The 26,197-nt window shown below is 63.6% G+C and carries 17 protein-coding genes and 1 pseudogene; 2 read left to right on the forward strand and 16 right to left on the reverse strand.

What is annotated here, in order from left to right:
* Positions 1-89: 89 nt before the first annotated feature.
* The 10 genes and pseudogenes from purF to QME84_03295 all read right to left on the reverse strand — a co-directional run bounded on the left by purF (position 90) and on the right by QME84_03295 (position 14,362).
* Positions 90-1,493: an amidophosphoribosyltransferase gene (gene purF, locus QME84_03250; protein MDI6873285.1), complete on the reverse strand. Its 1,404-nt coding sequence runs from the start codon at positions 1,491-1,493 to the stop codon at positions 90-92.
* A 483-nt stretch (positions 1,494-1,976) separates the two neighbouring features.
* Positions 1,977-4,172: a phosphoribosylformylglycinamidine synthase subunit PurL gene (gene purL / locus QME84_03255; protein MDI6873286.1), complete on the reverse strand. Its 2,196-nt coding sequence runs from the start codon at positions 4,170-4,172 to the stop codon at positions 1,977-1,979.
* A gap of 248 nt (positions 4,173-4,420) precedes the next feature.
* Positions 4,421-5,119, reverse strand: coding sequence for a phosphoribosylformylglycinamidine synthase subunit PurQ (purQ, locus tag QME84_03260; GenBank protein ID MDI6873287.1), 699 nt, complete (start codon positions 5,117-5,119; stop codon positions 4,421-4,423).
* Between the two features lie 214 nt (positions 5,120-5,333).
* Positions 5,334-6,287, reverse strand: coding sequence for a phosphoribosylaminoimidazolesuccinocarboxamide synthase (locus QME84_03265; protein MDI6873288.1), 954 nt, complete (start codon positions 6,285-6,287; stop codon positions 5,334-5,336).
* Positions 6,288-6,304: 17 nt separating this feature from the next.
* Entirely contained in the window at positions 6,305-7,606 is a 1,302-nt protein-coding gene (gene purB / locus QME84_03270; GenBank protein ID MDI6873289.1) for an adenylosuccinate lyase, read from the reverse strand.
* Positions 7,607-7,787: 181 nt separating this feature from the next.
* Positions 7,788-8,246, reverse strand: a complete 459-nt coding sequence (gene purE / locus QME84_03275) for a 5-(carboxyamino)imidazole ribonucleotide mutase (GenBank protein ID MDI6873290.1) — start codon at positions 8,244-8,246, stop codon at positions 7,788-7,790.
* Between the two features lie 165 nt (positions 8,247-8,411).
* On the reverse strand, positions 8,412-9,689 hold the full coding sequence (gene purD, locus QME84_03280) for a phosphoribosylamine--glycine ligase (protein MDI6873291.1): 1,278 nt from the start codon (positions 9,687-9,689) through the stop codon (positions 8,412-8,414).
* A 447-nt stretch (positions 9,690-10,136) separates the two neighbouring features.
* Positions 10,137-11,468, reverse strand: a complete 1,332-nt coding sequence (locus QME84_03285) for an adenylosuccinate synthase (protein ID MDI6873292.1) — start codon at positions 11,466-11,468, stop codon at positions 10,137-10,139.
* 456 nt (positions 11,469-11,924) lie between these two features.
* A pseudogene (locus tag QME84_03290) lies at positions 11,925-12,952 on the reverse strand (phosphoribosylaminoimidazolesuccinocarboxamide synthase).
* Between the two features lie 30 nt (positions 12,953-12,982).
* Entirely contained in the window at positions 12,983-14,362 is a 1,380-nt protein-coding gene (locus tag QME84_03295; protein ID MDI6873293.1) for an NAD(P)/FAD-dependent oxidoreductase, read from the reverse strand.
* 535 nt (positions 14,363-14,897) lie between these two features.
* Here QME84_03295 and QME84_03300 point away from each other — a divergent pair.
* Complete coding sequence (locus QME84_03300) at positions 14,898-15,119, forward strand: hypothetical protein (GenBank protein MDI6873294.1); 222 nt, start codon at positions 14,898-14,900, stop codon at positions 15,117-15,119.
* Between the two features lie 608 nt (positions 15,120-15,727).
* On the opposite strand, the gene QME84_03305 is transcribed toward QME84_03300, so the two are convergent.
* The 5 genes from QME84_03305 to QME84_03325 form a co-directional block, all read right to left on the reverse strand.
* Positions 15,728-16,588, reverse strand: coding sequence for an N-acyl homoserine lactonase family protein (locus tag QME84_03305; GenBank protein MDI6873295.1), 861 nt, complete (start codon positions 16,586-16,588; stop codon positions 15,728-15,730).
* A gap of 188 nt (positions 16,589-16,776) precedes the next feature.
* Positions 16,777-17,220: a PIN domain-containing protein gene (locus QME84_03310; protein ID MDI6873296.1), complete on the reverse strand. Its 444-nt coding sequence runs from the start codon at positions 17,218-17,220 to the stop codon at positions 16,777-16,779.
* A 90-nt stretch (positions 17,221-17,310) separates the two neighbouring features.
* Entirely contained in the window at positions 17,311-17,490 is a 180-nt protein-coding gene (locus QME84_03315; GenBank protein MDI6873297.1) for an AbrB/MazE/SpoVT family DNA-binding domain-containing protein, read from the reverse strand.
* A 126-nt stretch (positions 17,491-17,616) separates the two neighbouring features.
* Complete coding sequence (locus QME84_03320; GenBank protein ID MDI6873298.1) at positions 17,617-18,621, reverse strand: polysaccharide biosynthesis protein; 1,005 nt, start codon at positions 18,619-18,621, stop codon at positions 17,617-17,619.
* A gap of 118 nt (positions 18,622-18,739) precedes the next feature.
* Complete coding sequence (locus tag QME84_03325; protein ID MDI6873299.1) at positions 18,740-19,468, reverse strand: integrase core domain-containing protein; 729 nt, start codon at positions 19,466-19,468, stop codon at positions 18,740-18,742.
* Between the two features lie 1,275 nt (positions 19,469-20,743).
* Here QME84_03325 and QME84_03330 point away from each other — a divergent pair.
* Complete coding sequence (locus QME84_03330) at positions 20,744-21,814, forward strand: hypothetical protein (GenBank protein MDI6873300.1); 1,071 nt, start codon at positions 20,744-20,746, stop codon at positions 21,812-21,814.
* A gap of 1,626 nt (positions 21,815-23,440) precedes the next feature.
* Here QME84_03330 and clpB read toward each other — a convergent pair.
* Positions 23,441-26,056, reverse strand: coding sequence for an ATP-dependent chaperone ClpB (clpB, locus tag QME84_03335; protein ID MDI6873301.1), 2,616 nt, complete (start codon positions 26,054-26,056; stop codon positions 23,441-23,443).
* Positions 26,057-26,197 lie beyond the last annotated feature (141 nt).

A 26,197-nucleotide genomic window follows, 5' to 3' on the forward strand; every position in this document is an offset into this window, starting at 1 on the left:
CTCTCCTGACCCTGGTCCTTCCGACCTTCCTTCTTCGTGCACCATTTCCTCATCTGCCATTTTCATACAACTCCATGACTCCGGATCCCTCAACCCGCCTCCAGGCGGCACTTGGCCATGCGCATCTCGTCGGGAACGGGGATGGGGTATTCCCCGTCGAAGCAAGCGGTGCAGAACTCCTCCTTGGGCCTCCCCGTAGCCCGCACCAGGTTCTCCATGCTCAGGTAGTGCAGGGTGTCGGCCCCGATGAAGCGGCGTATCTCCTCCACGCTGCGGGAGGAGGCGATGAGCTCCTGGCGGGTGGCGGTGTCGATGCCGTAGAAGCAGGGGTTCTTGTCCGGAGGTGAGCTTATACGCATGTGCACCTCCCGGGCCCCCGCATCCCGCAGCATCTTGACGATCTCCTTGGTGGTGTTGCCGCGGACTATGGAATCGTCCACCACCACCAGTCGCTTGCCCCGGATGTCCCGCACTAAGGGGTTGAGCTTGAGGCGCACCCCCAGCTGGCGGATGGCCTGGGTGGGCTGGATGAAGGTACGGCCCACGTAGCGGTTCTTTATGAGCCCCTCCCCGAAGGGGATGCCCGAGGCCTGGGAGAAGCCGATGGCCGCCGGGACCCCGGTGTCCGGGATGGGCATGACCACGTCCGCCTCCACCGGGGCCTCGTCGGCCAGGCTCATCCCCATGTGCTTGCGGGCATGGTAGAGGTAGGTGCCGTACATCACCGAATCGGGGCGCGCGAAGTAAATGAACTCGAAGATGCACAGGGAGGGCCGCCGCATCTCCGCGAAGCGCTCGAAGCGAAGGCCGGAATGGTCGATGACCGCCATCTCCCCCGGCTCAATCTCCCTTATGTACTCGGCCCCTATGATATCCAGCCCGCAGCTCTCGCTGGATACGGCGAAGCCGTCCCGGTAACGCCCCACGCACAGGGGGCGGATGCCATGGGGGTCCCGCAGCCCGATGAGCTTGGTCTCGGTCAGTATGGCCAGGCTATAGGCTCCGCTCAGGCGGGGCATGACCTCACGGACGGCCTCCTCGATGTCCCCCGCCGGATGCCGGGCCAGGAGCAGGGCGATGACCTCGGTATCGGAGGTGGTATGGAAGCGAACCCCCTGTTCTCGAAGCTCCTCCCGCAGCTCGTCGGTGTTCACCAGGTTGCCGTTGTGGGCCACGTAAACGGAGCCCCGGTGCCCGGAGGCATGGATGGGCTGGGAGTTCTCCCAGAAGGAGGAGCCGGTGGTGGAATAACGGACGTGGCCTATGGCCATGTGGCCCTGCAGGTTGAGGAGGTCCCTCTCGCTGAAGACCTGGGAGACCATGCCCATGTCCTTGAGCATCACCGTTTCCCGTCCGTCGGATACGGCGATTCCCGCGCTCTCCTGGCCCCTGTGCTGGAGGGCGTAGAGGGCGTAGTAGGTCAGCTTGGCCACGTCGTCCTCGCGGGTGTAGATACCGAAAACGCCGCAGTGGTCGTGAATCTCGAGGCTCATGTTCGCCTTTCCCACCTCTTTTCGGCGACGACCGCCGTTTTCCGCGCCGCCACCTGCTTTCCCGGATCCCGGTGAGTGGTGTTTTTCCGGACAGTCTATTCCCGGCTCACACTACCAGTGTAATATAATCCGTCCCCATCGGGATTGATGTCTTCCTCTCACCGGGATACACACCTCCCTGTTCCGCATTCCCGCTCCACCATTCCGCACTTCCGGTTCACCATTCCGCATTCCATGTCCACCATTCCGCACTTCCGGTTCACCCATGTCATTGAGAGGTATTCCGCACTCCCCGTCCACCTATGTCATTGCGAGGAGGCGCGGAGCGCCGACGAAGCAATCTCGCGGGGCGATGCGCTTCCGGGTGGGATCGCTTCGCTTCGCTCGCGATGACAAGAAAAGGTCCTCGCGATGGCAGAAAGGGACCTCGGGATGACAGAAAAGGTCCTTGGAATGGCATGTTGGGGTACATCACCGGGACCTTCACCCGCCGGCCTCCCCGCTCAGTATCCGCTCCAGGGCCTCCTCCCTGGCCCTGGACATGTCGAGCAGGCCGAGGTCTATCCAGTCGTTCACCACCAGGCGGTTGCCCCCCGTCTTCCCCAGCACGGATAAGGGAATCTGCCGGCTCCCTGCCAGGGCACGGAGGGAATCCAAGTCCTCTTCGGTCACCGTGACCACGAAGCGCGACTGGCTCTCGCCGAAGAGCCAGGCATGGGGCGGCAACCCGGTCTCCACACGCAGGGAGGCTCCCACCCCACCCGCGCAACAGCACTCCAGGAGGGCCAGGGCCACCCCGCCCTCCGAACAGTCATGGGCCGAGAGCACCATGCCGCGGCGGATGGCCTCGATGCAGGCGGTCTGCACCCTCTTCTCCAGGTCCAGGTCCAGGCGGGGAGGGCTCCCTGCCACCAGCCCGTGGATCAGCCTCAGGTACTCTGAGCCCCCCAGGTCCTCGCCGGTCTCGCCCAGAAGGACCACTAAAAGTCCCTCGCCGGGGAAACCCATGGTGCGGCGGTGGGCCAGGTTGCCGATGAGTCCCACCATGCCCACGATGGGAGTGGGATAGATGGCCTTCCCGAAGGACTCGTTGTAAAAGCTCACGTTCCCGCTCACCACTGGCAGCTCCAGGAAACGCGCCGCGTCGGCCAGCCCGCGCACTGACTCCCTGAATTGCCAGAAAATGTCAGGTCTCTCCGGATTCCCAAAGTTCAGGCAGTTGGTCAGGGCCATGGGCACGCCTCCCGAGGCCACCACGTTGCGAGCCGCCTCGGCCACAGCTATCTGGGTGCCCAGGTAGGGATCCAGGTATACGTAACGCGAGTTGCCGTCGCAGGATATGGCCAGGGCCTTGCTGGTGCCCTTAACCCGCAGCACGGCGGCATCGGATCCCGGGTAGACCACGGTATTCAGCTGCACCATGTGGTCGTACTGTTCGTAGACCCATCTCTTGTCGCAGAGGTTGGGGCTGCCCGCCAGGCGGAGCAGGACCTCGCCGTAATCCGAGGGGTGATCCAGGGAGGAGAGGTCCAGGGACCGCACCTCGTCCAGGTATTCCGGCCTCTCCGAGGGTCGGTCGTAGACCGGTCCCTGGGCCAAGGTGGTGGCGGGCACGTCAGCCACCTTCTCCCCGTGCCAGTAGACCTCCAGCCGGTCCCCCTCGATGACCTCCCCGATGACCACGGCGTTGAGGTCCCACTTGCCACAGATTTCCATCACCTGGTCCAGCTTGGAGGGCTCCACGATGGCCAACATGCGCTCCTGGGACTCGGAGATCATGATCTCGAAGGGTTCCATCTCCTCGCGCAGGGGGACCTTCTCCAGCCACACCCTCATGCCCACGCCACCGCGGGCGGCCGTCTCCGAGCAGGCGCAGGACAGCCCGGCAGCCCCCAGGTCCTGGAGCCCCACCAGGAGGCCTCGGTCCAGGAGCTCCAGGCAGGCCTCGATAAGCAGCTTCTCGGTGAAGGGATCGCCCACCTGCACGCTGGGGCGTTTCTCCTGGCTGGTCTCGTCGAACTCCTGCGAGGCCAGGATGGAGGCGCCGCCTATGCCGTCCCTGCCGGTGCGGTTCCCGATGAGCACCACCGCGTTGCCCACCCCGGTAGCCACGCCCCGAATGAGCTTCTCCTTGGGCATGATTCCCACGCACATCACGTTGACCAGGGGGTTCTCGTCGTAGCAAGGATCGAAGTAGATGTCCCCGCCCACGGTGGGGATGCCCAGGCAGTTGCCGTACCCGGCGATTCCGGCCACCACGCCGCTTAAGAGGTAGCGGTTGCGAGGCTTGGAGGGGTCACCGAAGCGCAGGGGATCCAGGCAGGCGATGGGCCGGGCCCCCATGGTGAAGATGTCCCGCACGATGCCCCCTATGCCCGTGGCCGCCCCCTGGTAGGGCTCCACCGCGCTGGGGTGGTTGTGGGACTCCATCTTGAAGGCCACCGCCAGCCCGCCCCCGATGTCGATTACCCCCGCGTTCTCACCCGGTCCCTGCAGCACGTAGGAGGCCCGGGTGGGAAGCTGGGAGAGCACCATCTTGGAGCTCTTGTAGGAGCAGTGCTCGCTCCACATGAGGGAATACATCCCCAGCTCCACCTTGTTGGGTTCCCGCCCCAGGAGCCGGACGATGTCCCGGTATTCGTCCGCCGTCAGACCCAGTTCCTCGTACAGCTCCGCCATGGCCTCATCTCCAATCGCCGTTCCACCGCATCCGTCACCGCTCCGCCTATTCCGTCCCCGCTTGCCCCGGCGATCGACCACGCAAAATTGTACGATACCCCATTTTCAGGCTCTCCCCACCTTGTCTCGTTTTAACTTCCCCGGCGATCGACCCCCGGCAACCGAAACGGGCCTTCCTTCTCGCCTCGGTTACACCTGGCCCCAACCTCGATCTACCTGGCATATTATTCCAGCTACGGCTCACGTCCTCATCCCCTTTCCCGGTAGTGCTCGAGGATGGATTCCCAGATCACCAGGCCGTCGGTGCTCCCCAGTATCTCCTCCGAGGCCCTCTCCGGGTGGGGCATGAGTCCGAAGACGTTAAATCCTTCGTTGCATATGCCGGCGATGTTGTCCAGGGAACCGTTAGGGTTGGACTCCGGGTTGACCTCACCGTTCTGGTCACAGTAACGCAGTATAACCCGCCCCTCCTCCACCAGCCGCCGGTGGGTGGCGGGATCCACCACGTAATTGCCCTCGTTGTGGGCTATGGGAATACGCAGGACCTGCCCCGGCTGAGCGCGGTTGGTCCAGGGGGTGGCGGTGTTTTCCACCCTCAGGTTTACGAAGCGGCAGATGAAATGGAGGCTGGTGTTGCGCAGCATGGCGCCGGGGAGCAGTCCCGCCTCCAGGAGGATCTGGAATCCATTGCAGATGCCGATGACCAGCCCTCCCTCCCGGGCGAACCCGGCCACCGCCTCCATGACCGGGCTGAAGCGGGCTATGGCCCCGCACCGCAGGTAATCTCCGTAGGAGAATCCGCCCGGCAGGACCAGGCAGTCGTAGGACGAGACGACCCTTTCCTTGTGCCACACGTAATCCACGTCCTCCCGGAGTACCTTGTCGATGACGTGATAACAATCCGCTTCACAGTTGCTACCGGGGAAGACCACCACTCCGAACTTCATGGACACCTCTCCTCGGGGTCAAGAACTTTTACCAGTTATTACCTTTTCAGCACTTTCCTCCATCCCGCTCTCCACCGCCCGGCCGGCGAACCCGTCCCGGTACATAACCGGGGTCACCGCCTTTTCCTTTCCGGGTCCCCGCCATCCTTTTCCGAACCCTTCCCGTACATCCCGGAACCGGTTCCCGGGGCGGAATCATGGTCAACCCGTCTCCTCACTCTATCTCCACCCGGTAGTCCTCGATGATGGGGTTGGCCAGCAGGCGCTCGCACATCTCCCTGACACGCTCCTCGGCCTTGCCCTCATCCACTCCCTCCAGGCGCAGGGTGATGTACTTGCCGATGCGCACGTCTTTCACCTCGTCGTAGCCCAAGGACTTGAGGGCGCCCAGGGCAGCCTGACCCGCGGGATCGAGAATCCCCTTCTTGGGAGATACGTAGACCGCGGCGGCGATGCCGGTCTTTTCCTCGCTTATCCGGCGCAGGACCTCGGCATAGGTCTCCTCCACCCTCCCCAGGTCCTTTCGAAAACGGTCCTTGTCCATGATCTCCCCCGTCTCCGCGTCCCACAACCGGCACACGTCGGGGCTGAACTCGTCCCCCAGAAGGAGCCTCCCTTCCCGCGTCCCGAACTCCAGCTTGAAATCGGCCAAGATGAGCCCGCGTGCCTCGAAGTAGGGGCGCAGGATCTCGTTCACCCGCAGGGCTATGGAGGTCATCTCGTCCAGTTGCTCGTCGCCGGCCAGCCCCAGCTCATGGATGTGCTCACGAGTCAGCATGGGATCGCCAAGCTCGTCGTTCTTGTAGTAGTACTCCACGATGGGGGCCTTCATCTCCGTGCGCTCCGGGTAGCCCAGGCGCTTGGCCAGGCTTCCGGCGGCGAAGTTGCGCACGATTATCTCCACCGGGATCATCTCCAGCCACCAGGTGAGGATCTGGTTATCGGAGAGGAGCTTGATGTGGTGGGTATGGATGCCATGTTTTTCCAGGTACCGGAAGATAATGTCCGACATCCGGGCGTTCACCTTGCCCTTCCCGGCGATGACCCCGCGCTTCTTGCCGTCGAAGGCGGTGGCCTCGTCCTTGAACTCGTGGATGACCTGGCCGGGCTGGTCGGTGGCATAGACCCTCTTGGCCTTGCCCTCGTAGATGAGTTCCCGCTTTTCCATGCTCACTCTCCGTTTCCTTAGATCACCAACTCCTCCAGGCGCTTGAAGATGCGCCCCAGGTTGCGCAGGTGGGAAGGGAGGTCGAAGCAGGCCTCGAGCTCCTCCCGGTCGAGATACCCGATGACCTCGGGGTCTTCCAGGAGCAGGGCAAGAAAATCCCTCCCCGTGGACCAGGACTGCATGGCGTTGCGCTGCACCAGCGCGTAGGCTTCCTCCCGCGTCAGACCCTTCCTCACCAGGGCCAGAAGCACGCTCTCCGAGAAGACCAGGCCGCGGGTGAGCTCCAGGTTGCGGCGCATGTTCTCGGGGTAGAGGCTGAGACCGCGCATCACGCCGTGGAACTTCACCAGCATGTAGTGGAGCAGGGTGGTGGAATCGGGGATGATTACCCGCTCCACCGAGGAGTGGGAGATGTCCCGCTCGTGCCACAGGGCCACGTTCTCCAGGGCCGCCAGGGCGTTGGACCTCAGGACCCTGGCCAGGCCGCAGATGCGCTCGCAGAGGATGGGGTTGCGCTTGTGGGGCATGGCGCTGGACCCCTTCTGCCCCCGCCGGAAGGGCTCCTCCGCCTCCCGGACCTCGGTGCGCTGCAGGCCCCGCACCTCCAGGGCGAACTTCTCCAGGCTGGCCCCGGTCACGGCCAGGGCCACCAGGTACTCGGCGTGGCGGTCCCTCTGCAGGACCTGGGTGGAGACCTCCGCCGGTCGCAGTCCCAGCTTGCCGCACACGTACTCCTCCACCCAGGGGTCCAGGTGGGCGTAGGTGCCTACGGCGCCGGAGATCTTGCCGTAGCTTATGACCTCCCGGGCGCGGCGCAGGCGCTGGATGTTCCTCGCCATCTCGAAGGCCCAAAGGGCCAGCTTCTGGCCGAAGACCATGGGCTCGGCATGCACGCCGTGGGTGCGCCCCACCATGACCATGTCCCGGCATTCCAACGCCTTGGACCTGAGCGTGGAAGTCAGGGCCACCGCCTCGTCCAGGATGAGGTCCATGGCCTCCCGCATCTGGAGGGCCAGGCCGGTGTCCAGGATGTCGGAGGAGGTCATGCCGTAGTGGATGTAGCGGGAGGCCTCCCCCACGTTTTCGGCCACATTGGTGAGGAAGGCGATGACGTCGTGGTGGACGGTCTCCTCTATCTCCTTAACCCTGCGGGGATCGAAGGCCGCCCGGGCCCGTATCTCCTCCAGGGCCTCGCGGGGGACCTCCCCCCGTTCCACCCGCGCCTCCACGGCCAGGATCTCGATCTCCAGCCACTTGCGTAGCTTGTTCTCCTCGCTCCAGACGGAGGCCATCTCGGGGAGGGTATAGCGTTCGATCATCTCCTACCAGCCTTTTCCAAGTACGCCTTCCGAGCTTCCGGAAGATAGAAATCTTCCTCGACTATATTATCCTGCCCCGTGGTGCTTTGTAACCGCCCTTCCGCCTCCATGTCCCGGGTGCCTTGCGCCGCAACCCCACCCCCCTCGTTCACGGCGGCGGCGTGCTTCCGCCCGAGCCTCGCTATCCTTTCGAGAGGCTGTCGCGATAGGAGCGCCAGGCCTCGGCCACCTCTTCGTATTTCAGGGCCAGAATGGAGCAGGCCAAAAGGGCAGCGTTCACGGCGTTGTCCACCGCCACCGAGGCCACCGGGACCCCCCGGGGCATCTGGACCACGGACAGCAGGGCGTCCAAGCCGCCCAGTCCACCGGAGGAGAGGGGCAGGCCGATGACCGGTAGGGTAGTGAGAGAGGCTACCACCCCGGGAAGGTGAGCGGCCATGCCCGCGGCAGCGATGAAGGCCTCCACCCCCCGCGAAGGGGCCTCCTCCCGGACGAACTCCCACAACCTGTCCGGCTGACGGTGGGCGGAGATGACTTCCCAGATCACCTCCACGCCCATCTTCTCCAGGGTCTCCGCCGCGGGACGCACCCGTTCGCGATCCGACTCCGAGCCCATGAGCAAAGCGACTACCGGTGCCATCTCAAGTCAGACCTCCAACTCTTTCAGATCTGCGCCACTGCCGTAAAGCCGGCCCTCCGTACCAAACATCACAGTCATGCGCCGCCGCCGCAAGACCGTCCTTCCGCATCGTCCCTTCCGCGTCGTCCCCCAGCGAGGATGCGCGCCCGACCCGGGGCCGCCGCCTCAGGCGCTCTCCACCGCCCGCAGGGCGATGTCCCTCCGGTAATAGATATCCGTGAAGCTTATCCTCTCCACCGCCCGGTAAGCCCTCTCCCTGGCCTCCTGGAAATCCTTTCCAAGAGCGCTCACGTTAAGCACCCGGCCGCCGGCGGTGAGCACCTCCCCGCCCTCCCCCCGCCGGGTCCCGGCGTGGAAGACCACTACCCCGTCCAGGGAACCGGCCTCCTCCAGGCCGGAGACGGGATAACCCGTCCGGTAATCACCCGGGTACCCTCCCGAGGCCACCACCACGGTCACGCAGGCCTCGTCCCTCCATTTCAGCTCCACCTCCGGGAGGCGCCCCTCCAGGACGGCCAGCATGGCGGGGACGATGTCGCTCTCCAGCCTGGGGAGCACTGCCTGGGTCTCCGGGTCGCCGAAGCGCACGTTGAACTCCAGCACCTTGGGCCCTTCCCGGGTGAGGATGAGGCCGGCGTAGAGAATGCCCCGGTAATGGATGCCCCTTCCCGCCAGGGCTTTCGCCGTGGGGCGCAGTATATCCTCCACCACGCGGCGGTAGTCCTCGGCGGTCATCACCGGAACCGGGGAATAAGACCCCATGCCCCCGGTGTTGGGACCGGTATCCCCGTCCCCCACCCGCTTGTAATCCTGGGCCGGGGCCAGGGGCAGGATGTCCTCCCCGTCCACCAGGGTGAGCACGGAGACCTCCTGGCCCTCCAGGTACTCCTCGATGAGCACCTTCTTCCCCGCCTCCCCGAAGCGCCCCTCGAGGAAGCAGGCTTTGAGAGCCTCGTAGGCCGCCCGGTCGTCCCGGGCTATCACTACCCCCTTACCCGCGGCCAGGCCGTCCGCCTTGACCACGTAGGGCGGGCTTCCTTTCCGCACGCACTCCACCGCCGCGTCGTAATCGGTGAACACTTCCGCGGAACCAGTGGGGACCCCGGCCTCCTGCATGAGGCGCTTAGCGAAGTGCTTGCTCCCCTCCATCTGGGCTGCCTCCCGCCCGGGACCGAACACGGAGAGGCCCCGCTTCTCGAAGACGTCAGCGATGCCCGCCACCAGGGGCGCCTCCGGGCCCACCACGGTGAGTTCGATCCTCTCCCGCTCGGCGAAAGCGGCCAGGGCCTCCAGGTCCTCGGCCTTGATGTCCACGCAGGTGCCCAGCTCGGCCATCCCCGCGTTGCCGGGAGCGCAGAACAATTCATCGATCAGCGGCGACCGAGCTATCTTCCAGGCCAAGGCATGCTCCCGCCCGCCGCTTCCCACCACCATGACCTTCATGGACTACCTCCTCCGGTCATCCCCCAAACCCCTGATGGGGCGTTATGCCTCTCGAACATCGGGGTTAAGTCGCCCTTGTTGTTAAATCCCTCCGGCGCATCCCCCTTACGGTTGAGGCCATCTCATGCACAAAGAAATAATATTCATCCCGTCATGATCGTCCGGAAAATTACCCTTAAAGATCGGGAGAACTACTCCTATGAAGCCTCACCTCCATTCTCGCCCGCCTGTATACCGCTCGCTCCCACCCGCCGCCTACCGCGGGGCCAGCGGCGCGAACTTCAATCCCTATTTTAAGGGGGGCAGTGACAAGTAGACGGGGTACAGAGGCAAAGCTATAGAGGGCGGATACGAGCACTTGAAATGGACGGAAGTGCATTACCGGAAGAGATAACCGGGACAGGGGCGAAACTATAGAGGGCGGATACGAGCACGGATGGCCGGAACCTACAGCGGCAGGTCGTCGTAGAAGAGGAAGCGTCCCTGGCGGAGGGGCTCCCCGCCCCCGTCGAGGAAGATGGACTGTTGACGTTCCGGGCCCACGGAGACCAGCTTGATGGGCACCCCCGATCTCTCCCGAATGAACTGGAGGTAATCGCGCGCTTCCGTGGGCAGGTCCTCGAGGCGGGTGGCGCCCGTGATGTCCTTTTTCCAGCCTGGTAATTCCTCGTAGACCGGCTCGCAGTCAGAGAACACCTCGTACAGGGGTGGAAAGTCCTGGATTATCTCTCCTCCCCTTCGGTAGGCGACGCAGACCTTGAGGGTATCGAACTGGGAAAGGACGTCTAGCTTGGTGAGGACCAGGCTGGTCAAGGTGTTGAGTCGAACCGCGTAGCGCAGGATGACCAGGTCGAACCACCCGCAGCGCCGCTTTCTCCCGGTGGTGGTCCCGAACTCCCGTCCCACCTCCTGCATGGCCTCGCCGATCTCGTTGTCCTGCTCGGTGGGAAAGGGCCCGGCTCCTACCCGGGTGACGTAGGCCTTGGTCACCCCGATTATTTCCTCGATGTCGCGGGGCCCTATACCCGCCCCGGCGCACACCGCCCCGGCCACGGTGTTGGAGGAGGTGACGTAGGGATAGGTGCCGTGGTCCAGGTCCAGCATGAGGCCCTGGGCTCCCTCGAAGAGGACGTTCTTCCCCTCCCGGAGAGCCTCCTTGACCAGCAGGGAAGTGTCCGCCAGGAGGTGGCGCAGGCGGTGAGCATACCCGGTGTAGCGGTCGGCAATGTTCCCGGCGTCCAAGGGCTCCGCCTTGTAGACCAGGGTGAGGAGGCGGTTCCTCTCCTCCACCGCCCGGCGAACCTTCTCCCCGAAGGCCGCGGGTTCGAGCATGTCCTGCATGCGCAGTCCCACCCGGGCCGCCTTGTCCGCGTAGGTTGGCCCGATACCCCGCCGGGTGGTGCCCAGGCTGGCGGACCCACGGCTCTCCTCCAGGAGCCCGTCCAACACCTCGTGGTAGGGGAGGATGACGTGGGCGTTGTAAGAGATGCGCAGGCGCTCCGTGTCCACCCCCATGCCAGCGAGGTTTTCCATCTCCTCCAGGAGCACTGCGGGGTTGACGATGACCCCGTTCCCGATGACGGGAACGATATGGGGGTAGAGGATACCGGAGGGGATGAGGTGCAGCCTTAGGGTCTTGCCGTCGTAGACGATGGTGTGACCCGCGTTGTTGCCCCCGTGGAAACGCACCACCATGTGCATGTCGTCGGAAAGGAGATCGATGACCTTCCCCTTCCCCTCGTCTCCCCACTGGGTTCCCACCACCACTATTCCGGGCATGGCGCTTTTTCTCCTCGGCTTTCTTCCGCTTCCGGCGTGGATTTCTCCAGGCCGCACGAAGAAACATTATAGCACCCTGAAGAAGCGGTTTTCTAATCAGCGAATGGCCTTCTCACCCCGAGGGGTTCGAGGCCGGCGCCCGTAGAGACATGTCTCTCCTTTCGCGAACGCGGCGTGATCCGCCTTCCCCTTCTCCCCGCAAGACCGTCGGGAACCCGGGGACCCGTCCGGAAGCCGGGAAGCCGGGTCCAAGAAGGGGGGGAGAAGATCCGGCAAGCGCATGGCCGCTTCCTCCGAGAAGCGCGGCGTGATCCGCCTTCCCCCTTCTCCCCGCAAGACCGTCGAGAACCCGGGGACCCGTCCGGAAGCCGGGAAGCCGGGTCCAAGAAGAGGAATATTCTGGAAGCTGATGCCCCGCACCGCCGGGGTGGAGGTGCGAGGCACACCGAGCGCCGCCTACTTCCCGAGCCACTCCCCCAAATCGGCGAGGATATCCTCGAGCGGGGGCGCATTGAAGAAGCGCTTCCCGGTGATGCCGTTGCAACAGCCCTGGTAAAGCAGGGAGATAAGCTCCTTCAACCTTCCGGGTAGAGGGGGAGGCGCCTGTCTTACCAGGCTTTTCCATTCCAGCCGGTTAGCCTTCTTTGCCGCCTCGACCTCCCTGCTCCAATCCGTCCTGCGGTAGAAGATCCTGGCGATCTACTTACTTACCGGCATTCCCCGGTACTCGAACCGGCACTCGTCCGGCGTTCCCAGGACGTCCACCAGCATGAGCCTCCGGTTCTCGTCGAAGGAAAACTCCACCTTGCCGTCCTGGTTTACCAGTCCCAGGGCTGCACGGTGCGTGAGATGAGGTCGTTGATGCGCAGGGTGGCCTCCCGCAACGCCTGGAGCTCCTCGCTCGATAGCCCGGAGATCTCCCGCGCCTCCTCCCACCCCAGGTAGCGGTCGGTTGCCTCCAGCTTGGTGGACACGTCGAGAAGGGGACGTTCCAGTTGTTCATCCGGGGCGGGGAGCGCCTCCAACCTCAGCCCCTCGAGGCGCAAGCTCCCCTCTTCCAGGCGTCGGAAGACGCTGGATCCCTCCGGGAGAGAGTTGCGGTAAATCACCTCCAGAAGGATGAGGAAGTTGCCCCTCTCCCCTCGATATACGGAGTAATCATAGGCATCTCCGGCCGTGCCGGGCCTGATCACCCGGACCAGTTTCACCTCCATGGTGTCCACCGGGCCATCGAGATCGGCCAGGCGGCGTGCCTTTCCATCCCGTCCCACCACCCCGAGGTAGTGGGTGGCCATCCCCATCTCCTCGAGCCTCTCGAAAAAATAGGCCCCCATGAGGCATAAGGCAGCGCCCTTGCCCTCGATGTGGTCCGGCATTTCTCCCCAATCGAAAGCCGAGCAACGGTCGGAGAAGTGAAATCTCCCCCGTCCCGCCCTGTCCTCGGAGGGAACTTCCAGCACCTCCAGGTCCTTGACGCTCCCCACTTTACCCCATCCTCCCTTTCCATCATTCCCTCAATCCCGGTACCCGGCGAGGATGGAGCGCGCGGCCACCACCCCGGAGGCGGAGGCCTGCACCAGTCCGCGGGTTATCCCCGCCCCGTCCCCCACAGCGTAAAGGCCTTGTATCTCCGTCTGGAGATCCTTTCCCAGGTGGAGGCGGGAGGAATAGAACTTGACCTCCACGCCGTAGAGCAGGGTGTCCCGCGTGTGGAGCCCCGGGCAAAGCCTGTCCAGGGCCTCGAGCATCTCCAGGATGTCGGAGATGTAGCGGTAGGGCAGGGCGAAGCTCAGATCCCCCGGCGTGGCATCGGGAAGGGTGGGCCGGATCGTGGAGCGGGCGATGCGCCGCGCCGTGGAGCGGCGCCCGGCGAGGAGGTCCCCCAGACGCTGCACCAGGATGCCCTCCCCCAGGAGGTTGGCCAGGCGGGCGATGTACTTGCCGTAGGCGATGGGCTCCCGGAAGGGCTCGGTGAAGGTGGTGCTCACCAGGAGGGCGAAGTTGGTGTTCTCCGTGCGCCGCTCGGCGTAGGAATGGCCATTCACGGTGAGCACGTCCCCGTAGCGCTCCACGCACACCTCCCCATAGGGGTTCATGCAGAAGACGCGCACCCGGTCCTCGAAGCGACGGGAGAAGTAATGTATCTTGGGCTCGTAGAGGTCGTTGGTAAGGGGCTCCAGCACCGGGGCAGGGACCTCCACCCGTAGGCCGATGTCCACCTGGTTGTTCTGGGACCCCACTCCCAGCCTGCCCATCTCCTCCACCAGCCAGTCGGCCCCCTCCCTGCCCGGGGCCACGATGACGTGGGGGGCGCGTATCTCCTCGCCGGAGGCGGTGCGCACGCCTTCCGCCCTCCCCCTGTCGGCCAGGATGGTCTCCACCGCGGTGCCGGTCTCGATGTCCACCTTGTCCTGGAGGAAGGCGTGGACGTCCACCAGCAGGCGGCGGCAGTACTCCGTCCCCAGGTGGCGGAAGGGACAGGGGGTGAGCACCAGGTTGTGGAGGACCGCCCGGCGGCGCCAATCCTCCACCTTCTCCGGGTCGTCCCCGTAGGTTTCCCTCGGGGCGCCGAACTCCAGGTAGAGCCGGTCCACGTGCTGGATTAGGTCGCGCAGCATGCGCGTGCCCACGTACTCCTGGAGCCAACCCCCCACCTCCGGTGAGAGGGAGAGCTTCCCGTCGCTGAAGGCTCCCGCCCCTCCCCAGCCGCTGGTGATGGCGCAGGTGCGGCACCGGCGGCACTTCCCCACCCGGGCCGGGCATTTTCTCTCCTCGATGTCCGGCCCCTTCTCCAGCATGAGCACCCGCAGGCCGTCCCGCTTGACCAGCTCCAGGGCGGCGAAGATGCCCGCCGGGCCGGCCCCCACGATGATCACGTCGTAATCTTTTTTCATGCCCTTCTCCCGACGTCCTGCCGAAAACGACCGTCCACCACTGGGTCATCCCCGAAAGTGGTGCGACCGCCGTCGTCCCTTTATTCCTTCGTCCTCCGTGGGTGCGGCCATTAGACTAACCGCCCCATCGAGGGGCAGCCCAGGCTTAGGTTCTTCGTGTTGCCGACTGGCCCGCGCGCTTTCTTTTGCCCCGTGTTGCCGACCTGCCCCCGCGCTTTTCGTTCATCCCGTGCCCCACCCGCCCTATTTCTCAACCTTCCCCACGAGGCCCACATTCCGCGTGCCGTCCGTCTTCCCCGTGTTCTTCATTCCCGTACCAGCCCCTTCGCCGCTTCCCGCCACCATGATTATATTCTCCATCCCCTGGGCCGATGGCTCTCCTTCTTCTTATTCTCCATCCACTGGAGCGATGGCTGTCCTTCCCCTCATTCCCCGTCCCTGGAGCCAAAGCCCTTCTACCTTCCGGCTCTTTCCCGTAAAATCGACCATGCCGGGAAATCCAGGAACCCTGAACGGAGTCACAGGTAACCGGGTGATGGAGATGATCATCATCCCCTTCTGGATGCATGACCGCCTGGAGCAGGAGAAGGTCGGAGAGAAGGAGAGCTTCTGCCCTGCCTGCGACCGCCCGGTCACCTTCTCCGTGGTGCGCATGCGCCGCAAGAGGATGCTCTTCTCGGTGTTCAACGTCTCCACGAAGGACCTGGGCACCTTCCTGGTCTGCCCCTCCTGCGGCGGCACTTACCCCACCCGTTGATTTTCGGGGGGTCAGTCCCTTTCCTTTCCTCTGGCAAGATTCGGGGTTAATCCCTTTTCCTTTCTGCACCTGGTACGATCCTGGACAGCCCAGCAGCTCATCTTGCGCGGAAAGCTCCCCATGCATTATCCCCATGCATTATCCGCATGAATTATATTTTTCCCACAACCTACCCGCGTATGGACCCACTGAATCGGCCGCGGCTTCCTTACTTGGGCTCTTCGTAGAGGTTGGTTTTGCGGAGGTAAGCGAGACCTCTGCCCATCGGCCCCCGAAATAAGGACCCTTCAGGAGGCCAGGGTTTTGCCACGGCGAGCCTTCCTCTCCTGTCCTTTTTCTTTCGACAGGGCTTCTTGGAGGTGAGCAACACGATTAACCCCGGCCATCCCCGAAGAAAAAGGGCGGCAAGACCGCTGCCCGTCCGCCCCTTATCCCATATACCCCCAGGAGTATCAAAATTCAAGACCTGACCCCATTTGATACCACCAACGTCATCGCGAGGAGCGGAGCGACGAAGCGATTCCCTCCGGATTCCCCGACAAAAGGACGATGGTGTAAAGCATGATCATATATCCCTAGGGGTATCAAATTTCAACGGCCTGGCCCCGCTATTCCAAATCGTAGTCGTCGGGGAGGACCTTCATGCGCACCAACTCGGGGTCGTGCCCGGGGATGACCACGTCGGCCATCATGTCCAGCCTGGCCAGGGAGCGCATTATCTCCCCCGGGTTGAGCACCGAGGGACCGAAGTAGCCGCCGTAGCGGGAGCCCCACACCTTGGCGATGGTCTGCTGCACCTCGGGGTCCTCGAGGTCCACCTGCTGGCCGGCCACGCCCCCGAGGGCTACCACCTCGGCGAACTTGGCCGGGAAGCGCTTGGCCAGCCCCGCGTACATGTAGGCGGCGTCCCCGAAGATGATGGCCCTGCCCCGGGAGGTGTTCACCCCCACCGCCTGGTGCCCGGCGGTGTGCCCGGGGGCGAAGATGAGCTCTATCCCTTCCCGCAGCTTGAAGTCCCCGTTCACCAGCTTGAAGCGGGGCACCAGGTCTATCCAGTCCTCCTGGCAGCAGCCCACCGCCTGGTAGCCCATGGGGAAGTAGGACTCCACCATCTCCTTCTCCTGCACGTAGAAGGAGGCGTTCTCGAAGAGGTGCAGGTACCCGGTGTGGTCGTGGTGCAGGTGGGTGATGATGACCGTCTCTATCTCCCTGGGGTCCACGCCGTTCCGCCGGAGCACCTCGGGGACCTCCAGGTCCGGGGTGCGGGGCTTGGGTCCGAATATCCACTTGGGGACGTGGTCGTGCACGTAGCTCCCGTCCACGATTATCTTCTCCCCGTCCTCCCCCTCAATGAGGAACATGAAGACGGGGAGGTCGGCCACGTACCCCGCGGCCAGCGGGCTCATGATGAGCCCCCAGTTCATGTGGAACCACCCGGTGAGCAGGGGCTTTATCTTGTACTCCTTCATGCTGCAGCCTCCTTTCTTCGCTTCCCCAGCACGACATCCGAGGATGTAACCTCATAAATTATACCGGGGCTCGCCGACCGATTCTTTATAACGGGGCCCGCCTATCGATTCACCCATTCCGGCGGCAAGACGCAGACCTCCCCTGGCTCCACCTGGCGGGAATTCGAAACACTGAAACACCATCCCCTTCACAAGGAGCGCAGGAAGTCTGATGGCGAGAGGATGGAAAGGCCCCTTTTCCCCGCCCGGGATTTCGCTTCCAGGAAATGCCTGTCCCCGCTCACCAGGAAATCGACCTCTGCCTCCCGGGCCGCCGCGGCTATCGGCGCGTCGTCTCCGCCCACCACGTCCACCCATTCTTCCACCTCCGCCGGATGGAGGTCCATGCAGACCTCCAGGGGCACGTTCTCCAGGTACTCGCGCAAAAGGGGCAACGCCTCGGGTAGCTTCTGCCCGATAACGCGGACCACCCCGTCCGGTACCTGGCGGGAGACGACGGGCCTGAACTTCCCGGCAGCCGCGGCCTCCAATATCCTTCCCGGCGCCTCATCCCGGGAATGAAGCCCGGAGAAGAAGACGTTTCCTTCCAGGAAGGCGCGCGATTTCCCGCGCTCCGCCTCAGCGCCCCGCATCCCGAATCTCCTTGCTGAGCCTGCGTCGCAAGGCCCTGCCTGCCTTGAGGAGTTCCTCCTTGGTTATCCCCGACCTCCGGAAGGAGGCCCTTATCTCCTCCAGGGCGTCCAGGGCCTTCTTCTTCCTCGGCCTGGCAACGAGGACGCTCCCTCCACGCTCAGCTCCAGCATGTCGCCCGGCTCGATGGAGAGGCCGGCGCATATCTCCGGAGGGAGGGTGAGCTGGCGTTTGGGCCGCAGCCTGACCCGGCTACTGGATGTCCCGGCCATATCCAACCTCCTATCTATATTGGACCCTGCACCCCAAGGTGGTAACCCTTCCCTGGTGGTGGCTCTCCTCCTCCCCCACGGCGATAGGCAATGATGAAAAGTTACCTCCCCATACCTCCGGGGGTATCAAATTTCAAGACCTGGCACCGTTCGTGACCCCGTTCGGGCTCCTACACCTCGTCGCTCCTCTATCCAGATCCTTCTGCGGGGGACGTAGGGCCTGTAGGAGGGTCCAGCTCGAAAAAGAGCACCCGCACGTGGTCCTCGTCCCCCGCTGCGCGGCCAGGATGAGCCCTCCATACGGGTCTGGAAATCCGCGGGGAGGACCAGGTCGTGCAAGGCCTTATCTATATTGGGGTGAAAGGTGTGCGCCAGTTCCTCCTCGGGGAAGGTGAGGGTCTCGTGCAGCTTCTCCCCCGAACGCAACCCGGTGACCTTTATCTCCATCTTCCCCTCCTTCCCCATGAGGCGGATGAGCTCCCGCGCCAGGTCGATGATGCGCACCGGCTTGCCCATGTCCAGGATGAAGGCGTCCTTGCCCCGGGTGAAGGCCCCCGCCTGGATGACCAGCTGGGCCGCCTCCTCGATGGTCATGAAGTAGCGGATGACCTCCGGGTAGGTGATGAGCACCGGCACACCTTCCTCCATCTGTTTCCGGAAGACGGGAACTACGCTCCCCCGCGAGCCCAGCACGTTCCCGAAGCGCATGGCGGTGAAGAGGGCCCCCTTCCCCCCGTTCCTCCCCCTGCAGTCCTTGATGAGCATCTCCGCCACCCGCTTGGTGCAGCCCATGACGTTCATCGGGTGCACCGCCTTGTCCGTGGAGATGAGGATGAAGTGCTCCGCCCCGCCCTCCAGTGAGGCCTGGGCCAGGATGCGCGTGCCCAGCACGTTGTTCTTCACCGCCTCCGCCGGGTGGTACTCCATCATGGGCACGTGCTTCAGGGCCGCGCTGTAGAAGACCACCTCGGGCCGGTACCTCTCGAAGACGGAGCGCACCCAAGCCTCGTCCCGGACGTCCGCCACCACGGTATGGAAGGGGCAGGCAGTAAGTCCCCTGATGAGCCGGAGCTCAAGCTCGTAAAGGCTGGTCTCGTCATTGTCCAGAAGGACCAGGAGCCGGGGGCCCAGCCCCGCGAGCTGCAGGGGCGAGCTGCAGGGAGAACTCCGAGCCGATGGAGCCCCCCGCCCCGGTCACCAGCACCACCCTGTTGGAGATATAGGCGGAGATAGAGGCTGTCCTGGTCCACTACATGGTGAACACACCATCCCTATCCTTGCACTCCTCCATCCAGGACTTCAGGAACTCCATGGGGGTGAGATAGCTCAGGCTCTGGTGGGGCCTCACGTAATTGTAGACGTAGTTCCATTCCTCCAGGATCTCGTTCAACTCCTCCACCGTATATCCCTCACGGAAGGCCCACAGCTCGTACTTGGTGGTCTGGATCTTTCTCTCCACGAAGGCGTTCTCCTTGGGGCAGTAGGGATGGGAGAAGTAGTGGGTGATCTCCGCCTCTTCCACCGCCCGGTCGAAGTGGCGCAGGAACTCCGATCCGTTATCGGTCTGGATGGCCCAGACGGAAAAGGGCATGTAGGAAAGGAGGGAGGCGAGGAAGGCCCGGGCGCAGGCGGAGCTCGCGGAGGAATATACCCGCGAGAAGGCCACCCGAGAGAAGCAGTCCACCGCCGTGAACGGGTAGTACTTCCTCCCCCCGAAGTAGAGGTGCTTCACGTCCACCTGGATCAGGCATCCCGGAAAGGCCTTCTTCATCCAGCGCTCGCAGCGCAGGCGCCTCCTCCTTTTGGCGGCCTTGCTCTTCCTCCTTTGCACCCGCTGGTCATAGAGTCCCTTTCTTCTCATGATCCTTCCCACGCTGGAGGCGGAGATCTTTATGCCGTAGTCCCTTTTGAGGATCACCGCCAGCTTGTGCTTGGACCAGGCGGGATGCTCCCTGCGCAGGTCGCAGATGAGCTCCACCGTCTGCCAGGGTATTCTGGATACCCTCCTCCTTTTGGGGGCCCGGGGAGGTCCTCCAGGCCCCGGGGGCCAAGGCGGTGATATCTTCCCACCCACTTGTAGAGGGTGTTCCTCGAGATCCCGAACCTCCGGCAGGTCACGCTCACTTTCCCGTGCTTCTTGTAATGCCCCATCCAGGCAAGCCTTGTCCTGGCCTCCCTGGAGAGGTTCCAGGCACCTTCCCATCCTCTGAAGACTACGTTGCTGCGGAAGCCTGGTGTGGTAGATACTTGTAGTGATTCCAATTGAACCCTTCACTTGGACACCTCCTTGCTCTGCCTTTTTCTTAACAAAGCAAGTTCAGGGGGTGTCCACCATGTTTATGAACCTGGGCATTCCCCTCACGAAAAGACCTCTTTTCCGCGTAAACACGCCAGGTGAATCCATGTCGCCGCGGGTGTTCTAAACGGTACTCGCAGAGAACTGCGGTTAACCTCACCAATGCCCTGGGAACGGTGCAACCCATGACCCTTCCACCGGATTGTACAGTCGGAGTTTTAGGAGCAACGCCGGTCCCCTTTCGCGCCGGGGATCTATCGGCAGGGGGAATAAGACGAGGCCGTTCCACACCTTTCCGGATCCATCAGGAACCGCCTCTCGAAGGACCGCTCTACCATATGCCGTCCCAAGGGTTTCCCAATCCATCGGCGGAAGCAGCACGGAAGGCCAAATGACGATGGCCGTCACCAATGCTCTCGGAGACATCATTTCATGTTTATGCCGACCACGTTCAAACCGATAAATAAACAGATATGACGCATGGGTAACGAACTGGAGGAGCATGGACGGAACGGGAAGGGCATGGATGGACTGCGGTGCTCCTCTTTGACGACATCAACTCAGGTGCCAGCGAGGAGCATGGACGCGGCTGGAAAGGCGTGGATGGACAACTTGTCTTATCCGTTACCGGTGAGCCTATCCCGGGCGACGGACCGGCGGAGAGAAAGGAAGCCCGGAGGAAAAAAGTGATCAGAATTAACCCGCACCAGTTGCAGGTAGTGAACATATCCGCGGGAGAAAAGAGATCCCGGAGGAAAGGTGATTAGAAGAACCGCGCGGAAAGATAATCTAAAAAGACCTCGGGAGGTGGCAATGCGACTCACGCGATCCAGCGCTTGGGAATCATAAGAAAGGGAACGACCACGGCTCAAGTTACCGGAAGGCGGTAGACGCAGCTCACTCCATCCCGGGCTTGGGAATGGCCGGTCGTAGTCGGTAAGCAAAGGAGGTTGAACGGTGGAGATCAATCCCTGTTCCGGTTGCGGCATGCCCGATGCCTTCGTTCGCCTGAACCGCTGGCTTTCCAACGGGGATATCGTTCAGTCCACCAACGAGCAGGCGCGCATGGCCTTCGTGGAGTGCGAGAACGTGGACCCCGTCTTCCGCGACATCGGGCGGGCCATCGGCCTCTCCATCGACCACATGGTCATCAACATCGTGGCCCGCGGCACGCAGCTCTACATGGACTCCCTGATACCGGAGCCGGTGAAGGAGCTGATACGAAACAAGAGCATGGACATCGCCAGCTTCGCCCAGGGGGTCATGGACCTCTGTCACGCCATAGGCTACGGGAAGTACGAGTTCCTCGACTACCGCTATGAGAACGACCCTGAGGATTTCTGCCGGATACGCATCACCCGTCCCTTCTCCATCCTGGAGACCTCGGGCGCCTTCGCCGGAGTCATCGCCTCCTCGGTAGGGGGCGAGCACTCGGTGACCTACAAGGAGATCTCCCCCGGGGTCTTCGAGCTGACCACCGGCTGGACCACCTACCCGGAAGTCTTGAAGGAAAGGCTCAAGCTCAACCTGTACCAGCCGGAGGAAGGAGACCTGGACCTTTCGAGATGCGAGGTATGCGGGACTCCACTCGGGCTCGTGGACCTTTGCGAATGGGACCTGGAGAACGGTATCATCACCAGCCGGGCTACCGGCTACCGCATGGCCGTGCTGGGGCCCGGCCTCATGGACACCGTCTTTGAGGCCCTGGAGTGGGAGCTGGGTGAGGAAATACCCATGCTGGTGGTGGACGCCCAGAGGCGTTACGTCCGGGAGGGGTTTGCCCCCATCGACCTCACCCTGGGCCTGGAGGAGCTGCGGGAGCAGTTCGCCCTGCGGGGGCTGGGCAACCTGCGGGAGCTGAGCGTGGGCGGGGAGGGGGCCTCCCTCACCCTGGAGAACTCCTGCATGCGCCTCCTCCTGGTGGGGATGCTGCAGGGGACCTTCGAGAGGACCTACGGAAAAGATTCCACCGTGGAGTGGGAGGCGGACGGGAAGGGCACCCTCCAAGTGGAGGTGAAGGTGCTTTGACGTACTGGCTTCGCCATGTGAGGTGAATGAGGGATTCGCCTAAACGTGATGTTTCCTTCTCCGGGATATGCCGGAAGAGTCTTCCATGGGAAATCCCGGCCAGGAGAGCAACTGGTGACAATCCTTCCCTCCTCCCGTTGATTGATCCCGGCCACCGGGGAGCCCGCATATTCAGGAACCGTCGATGCGTATCCTCCCCTCTACCCATGGAGGTAGATTAACTTGGTCAGAGGTGAGACGATGAGAATCCCCTTGGCCGTTTGTGTCCCGGTCCTTTTCTCCCTGATCCTAGGGTGCGGCGACGGCCGGCATGAGACCGCCTCCGAGGTGGACATAGGGTTGAAGCTCCGGGTAATGGGATAACCCTGTCCCCTCCCAGGACGAGAGGCAACGTTTCCCTCGAGGAGGCCATGAACCGCCGCATGTCCCGCCGGGACCTTGAGTTGGTGCTTCTTTCGCCCTCGGAGATCGGCCAGCTCTTGTGGGCTATGGGGGACAAGGGTGGGCATGGCAAGCGGGGCCACCCGCACCTTTTCTTCAGCCGGAGGTATATACCTGCTGGAGCTCTACTTGGTATGCGGAGGGTCGGAGAACTTGAAAGTCGGCGTTTAGCGGTACGACCCGCACTCGCACTCCCTGACCATGATTCTTGCTGGGGAGAGGAGAGAAGACCTGGCCCAAGCCGCGCTCGGGCAGGACTTCATTGCCCGGGCCCCAGTAAACGTGGTGATCACCGCGGACTACGAGAAAACAAAACATTATTACGGTGAGAGGAGGACTCGTTATGTCCACCTGGATGCCGGCACGCCGCGCAGATTCTGGAGCTGCAGGCCGCGGTTCTCGGTCTGGGCACGATGGTGGCGGGCGCCTTCTCCGACGACGGCGTGGCCGCGGTACTGGAAACGACAAACGTCCCCCTGCTCATCATGCCCGTCGGACATCCGGTCTATTGAAGAAGAACGAAGCCGGCAACGATGTTCAAATCACAAGCCGAAGTCCGTCTCCCCATCCCGGCGGACGCCCTTTTTCCAGGGGGAGAGCATGATCTCCCAACCCTTCTCTCCCCTAAACTCCCGACTCCGAAATCCGAAGACCAACCCGCCTGGGTCCAAACAAGTCCCTCCCACGCCCCCTGCCCGTAAGGTCAGTCATTTCGGTGATGATTGTTGTAACATCCTGCTTTAGGGTTTGAAATGGAGCTCGCTCGAAACGACTTCCGCGCTCGAACCACGGACGGAAACGAGAGCACTTCCCCGGATGCATAGGGGACGGAGCGGCGCCCCACAAAGTGGGGGCATGGTAGGCCAAGGCCGGTGAGGAGGACGCATTGTTCGCACCCTATTCCGCTCCTAATTTTCATCCCCCTATTCTTGCTCGTTCTCACCCTTCCCCGGCAGCCGGATCATGCTACCTCCGTGCAATCGACGGGGGAAGGCTACCTTCACCAACCCTTCGTGCCTTCCCTAGGATGTTGTCATCGCGGGCCATCTCTTGTCGGTATCGCGAGCACTCTCTTGCTGTCATCGCATGGCCCTTTCTTTTTGTCATCGCGAGGAGCGAAGCAACGAAGCGATCCCATTCCTTAAAAAGAAATCCCCGGGGAATACCCCCGGGGGGTATCAAAATTCAAGACCTGACCCCTACGGACTCGCCGACGCGGGTGAAGGTGAACTCGCCGTCGGAGTCCACGTCCACCTCGATGAGGTCGCCCTCCCGGAAATCGCCCTCCAGGAGCTTGACCGCCAGGCGGTCCTGGATCTCGCGCTGGATGACCCGCTTGAGGGGACGTGCCCCGTAGTCGGGGTCGAAGCCCTCCGAGGCCAGGACCTCCTTGGCCCGCTCGGTGAGCCGGATGTCCAGCTTGCGGTCGGCCAGCCTCTGCCGCAGCCGTTCCACCTGGATGTCCACGATCTTCTTGATCTCCTCCATCCCCAGGGGGTTAAAGACGATTATCTCGTCCAGGCGGTTGAGGAACTCGGGCCGGAAATGGGCTTTGAGGGTCTCCATGACCAGCTCCCGTACCCGGTCCCGGTCCTTGCCCGCCATGTCCTGGAAGTACTGGCTCCCCAGGTTGGAGGTCATGATGATCACCGTGTTCTTGAAGTCCACGGTGCGGCCCTGTCCGTCGGTCAGCCGGCCGTCGTCCAGTATCTGGAGCAGGATGTTGAAGACGTCGGTGTGCGCCTTCTCGATCTCGTCCAGCAGGATGACGCTGTAAGGCCGGCGCCTGACCGCCTCGGTGAGCTGGCCGCCCTCCTCGTAACCCACGTAGCCGGGGGGCGCGCCGATGAGCCGGGAGACGGTGTGCCGCTCCATGTACTCGCTCATGTCCAGGCGCACCATGGCCCGCTCGTCGTCGAAGAGGAATTCCGCCAGGGCGCGGGCCAGCTCCGTCTTCCCCACCCCGGTGGGTCCCAGGAAGAGGAAGGAACCGATGGGGCGGTTGGGGTCCTGCAGCCCGGCACGGGCGCGACGGATGGCGTTGGAGACCTTTTCCAGGGCCTGGTCCTGCCCCACCACGCGCCGGCGCAGGCGCTCCTCCATGTGGATGAGTTTCTGGACCTCGCCCTCCAGGAGCTTGGACACCGGAATGCCCGTCCAGGCGGAGACCACCTCGGCGATGTCCTCCTCGTCCACCTCTTCCTTGAGCATCTTGCGATCCTTCTGCAGCTCCTGCAGGCGGCGGTTCTCCTCCTCCAGGGCCTTCTGGACCTCCACCGCCTCGCCGTAGCGCAGGCGGGCCGCCTTCTCCAGGTCGCCCTCCCGCTCGGCGCGCTGCTCCTCGATGCGGATCTGTTCCAGGCGCTCCTTGAGCTCGCGGATGCGGGTGATGCACTCCTTCTCCGCCTGCCAGTGGGCCTTCATCTCCGCGCTCTGCTCCTTGAGCTCGGCCAGCTCGGCCTCCAGCTTCTCCAGGCGCTCGCGGGAGGCCTTGTCCTTCTCCTTCTTCAAGGCCTGGCGCTCGATCTCCAGCTGCTTGATGCGCCGCTCCACCTCGTCGATCTCGGTAGGCATGGAGTCTATCTCGATGCGCAGGCGGGAGGCCGCCTCGTCCACCAGGTCGATGGCCTTGTCGGGGAGGAAGCGGTCGGAGATGTAACGGTCGGAGAGGACCGCCGCCGCCACCAGGGCCGAGTCCTGGATGCGCACCCCGTGGTGCACCTCGTAGCGCTCCTTCAGACCGCGCAGGATGGCGATGGTGTCCTCCACGTTCGGCTCCCCCACGTAGATGGGCTGGAAGCGGCGCTCCAGGGCGGCGTCCTTCTCCACGTACTTGCGGTATTCGTCCAGGGTGGTGGCCCCGATGCAGCGCAGCTCACCGCGGGCCAGGGCGGGCTTGAGCATGTTGGAGGCGTCCACGGCTCCCTCCGCCGCGCCCGCGCCCACCAGGGTGTGTAGCTCGTCGATGAAGAGGATGATCTGGCCCTCGGCGTCGGTGATCTCCTTGAGCACCGCCTTGAGGCGGTCCTCGAACTCGCCGCGGTACTTGGTCCCGGCCACCAGGGCCCCCAGGTCCAGGGCGATGAGGCGCTTGTTCTTGAGCCCCTCCGGGACGTCCCCGGCCACGATGCGCTGGGCCAGGCCCTCCACGATGGCCGTCTTACCCGTGCCCGGCTCGCCGATGAGCACCGGGTTGTTCTTGGTGCGGCGGGAGAGGACCTGCATGACGCGGCGTATCTCCGCGTCCCGCCCGATGACCGGGTCCAGCTTGCCCCGCCGGGCCAGCTCGGTGAGGTCCCGGCCGAAGCGTTCCAGGGCCTGGAAGCGCTCCTCGGCCTCGGGGTCGGTGATGCGCTGGCTCCCCCGCACCTCGCTCATGGCCTGCAGGATGCGGTCGCGGTCGATGCCCCGCCGCCGGAGGATATCGCCCGCGTCACCCCTCTTCTCCTCGGCGATGGCCAGGAAGAGGTGCTCGGTGGAGATGTACTCGTCCTTGAGCTTGTCCGCCTCCGCCAGGGCGGCCTCCAGGACGGCGGCGGTGCGGGGCGAGAGCTGCACCGTCCCCACCGCCCCGGTCACCTTGGGAACTTTTTCCAGGGCGGAGGCGGTCGCTGCGGAGAGCGTCGCCGGGTCCTCCCCTATCTTCTCCAGGAGGGAGGGCACGGTGCCACCCTCCTGGCGCAGCAGGGCCAGGAGCAGGTGCTCCGGCTCGATGAACTGGTGGTGGCGCTCCCCGGCCAGCCGCTGGGCGTCGGCCAGGGCCTCGCGCGCCTTTATGGTCAACTTGTCCAGGCTTATCATGCTATCTACCTCCTTTTCGCGGCTTTCGCCGCCTTCTATGTTCAATCCCTTTCGGGAATCCTTTCCCTTTGCGGGCCCCTCGCGGGGCCTTTATATGTAAACCCCCGGCACGGGGACCATTCCGCTTCTCCGTCGCACACC

The organism is Actinomycetota bacterium, assembly GCA_030019255.1.
GTDB lineage: Bacteria > Actinomycetota > Geothermincolia > Geothermincolales > RBG-13-55-18 > Solincola_A.

Coding starts and splice junctions, on each gene's coding strand:
- purF (MDI6873285.1), bottom strand. CDS start 1,493: ATGAGCCTCGAGATTCACGACCACTGCGGCGTTTTCGGTATCTACACC.
- purL (MDI6873286.1), bottom strand. CDS start 4,172: ATGGCGGAGCTGTACGAGGAACTGGGTCTGACGGCGGACGAATACCGG.
- purQ (MDI6873287.1), bottom strand. CDS start 5,119: ATGAAGTTCGGAGTGGTGGTCTTCCCCGGTAGCAACTGTGAAGCGGAT.
- QME84_03265 (MDI6873288.1), bottom strand. CDS start 6,287: ATGGAAAAGCGGGAACTCATCTACGAGGGCAAGGCCAAGAGGGTCTAT.
- purB (MDI6873289.1), bottom strand. CDS start 7,606: ATGATCGAACGCTATACCCTCCCCGAGATGGCCTCCGTCTGGAGCGAG.
- purE (MDI6873290.1), bottom strand. CDS start 8,246: ATGGCACCGGTAGTCGCTTTGCTCATGGGCTCGGAGTCGGATCGCGAA.
- purD (MDI6873291.1), bottom strand. CDS start 9,689: ATGAAGGTCATGGTGGTGGGAAGCGGCGGGCGGGAGCATGCCTTGGCC.
- QME84_03285 (MDI6873292.1), bottom strand. CDS start 11,468: ATGCCCGGAATAGTGGTGGTGGGAACCCAGTGGGGAGACGAGGGGAAG.
- QME84_03295 (MDI6873293.1), bottom strand. CDS start 14,362: ATGAAAAAAGATTACGACGTGATCATCGTGGGGGCCGGCCCGGCGGGC.
- QME84_03300 (MDI6873294.1), top strand. CDS start 14,898: ATGGAGATGATCATCATCCCCTTCTGGATGCATGACCGCCTGGAGCAG.
- QME84_03305 (MDI6873295.1), bottom strand. CDS start 16,588: ATGAAGGAGTACAAGATAAAGCCCCTGCTCACCGGGTGGTTCCACATG.
- QME84_03310 (MDI6873296.1), bottom strand. CDS start 17,220: ATGCGGGGCGCTGAGGCGGAGCGCGGGAAATCGCGCGCCTTCCTGGAA.
- QME84_03315 (MDI6873297.1), bottom strand. CDS start 17,490: ATGGCCGGGACATCCAGTAGCCGGGTCAGGCTGCGGCCCAAACGCCAG.
- clpB (MDI6873301.1), bottom strand. CDS start 26,056: ATGATAAGCCTGGACAAGTTGACCATAAAGGCGCGCGAGGCCCTGGCC.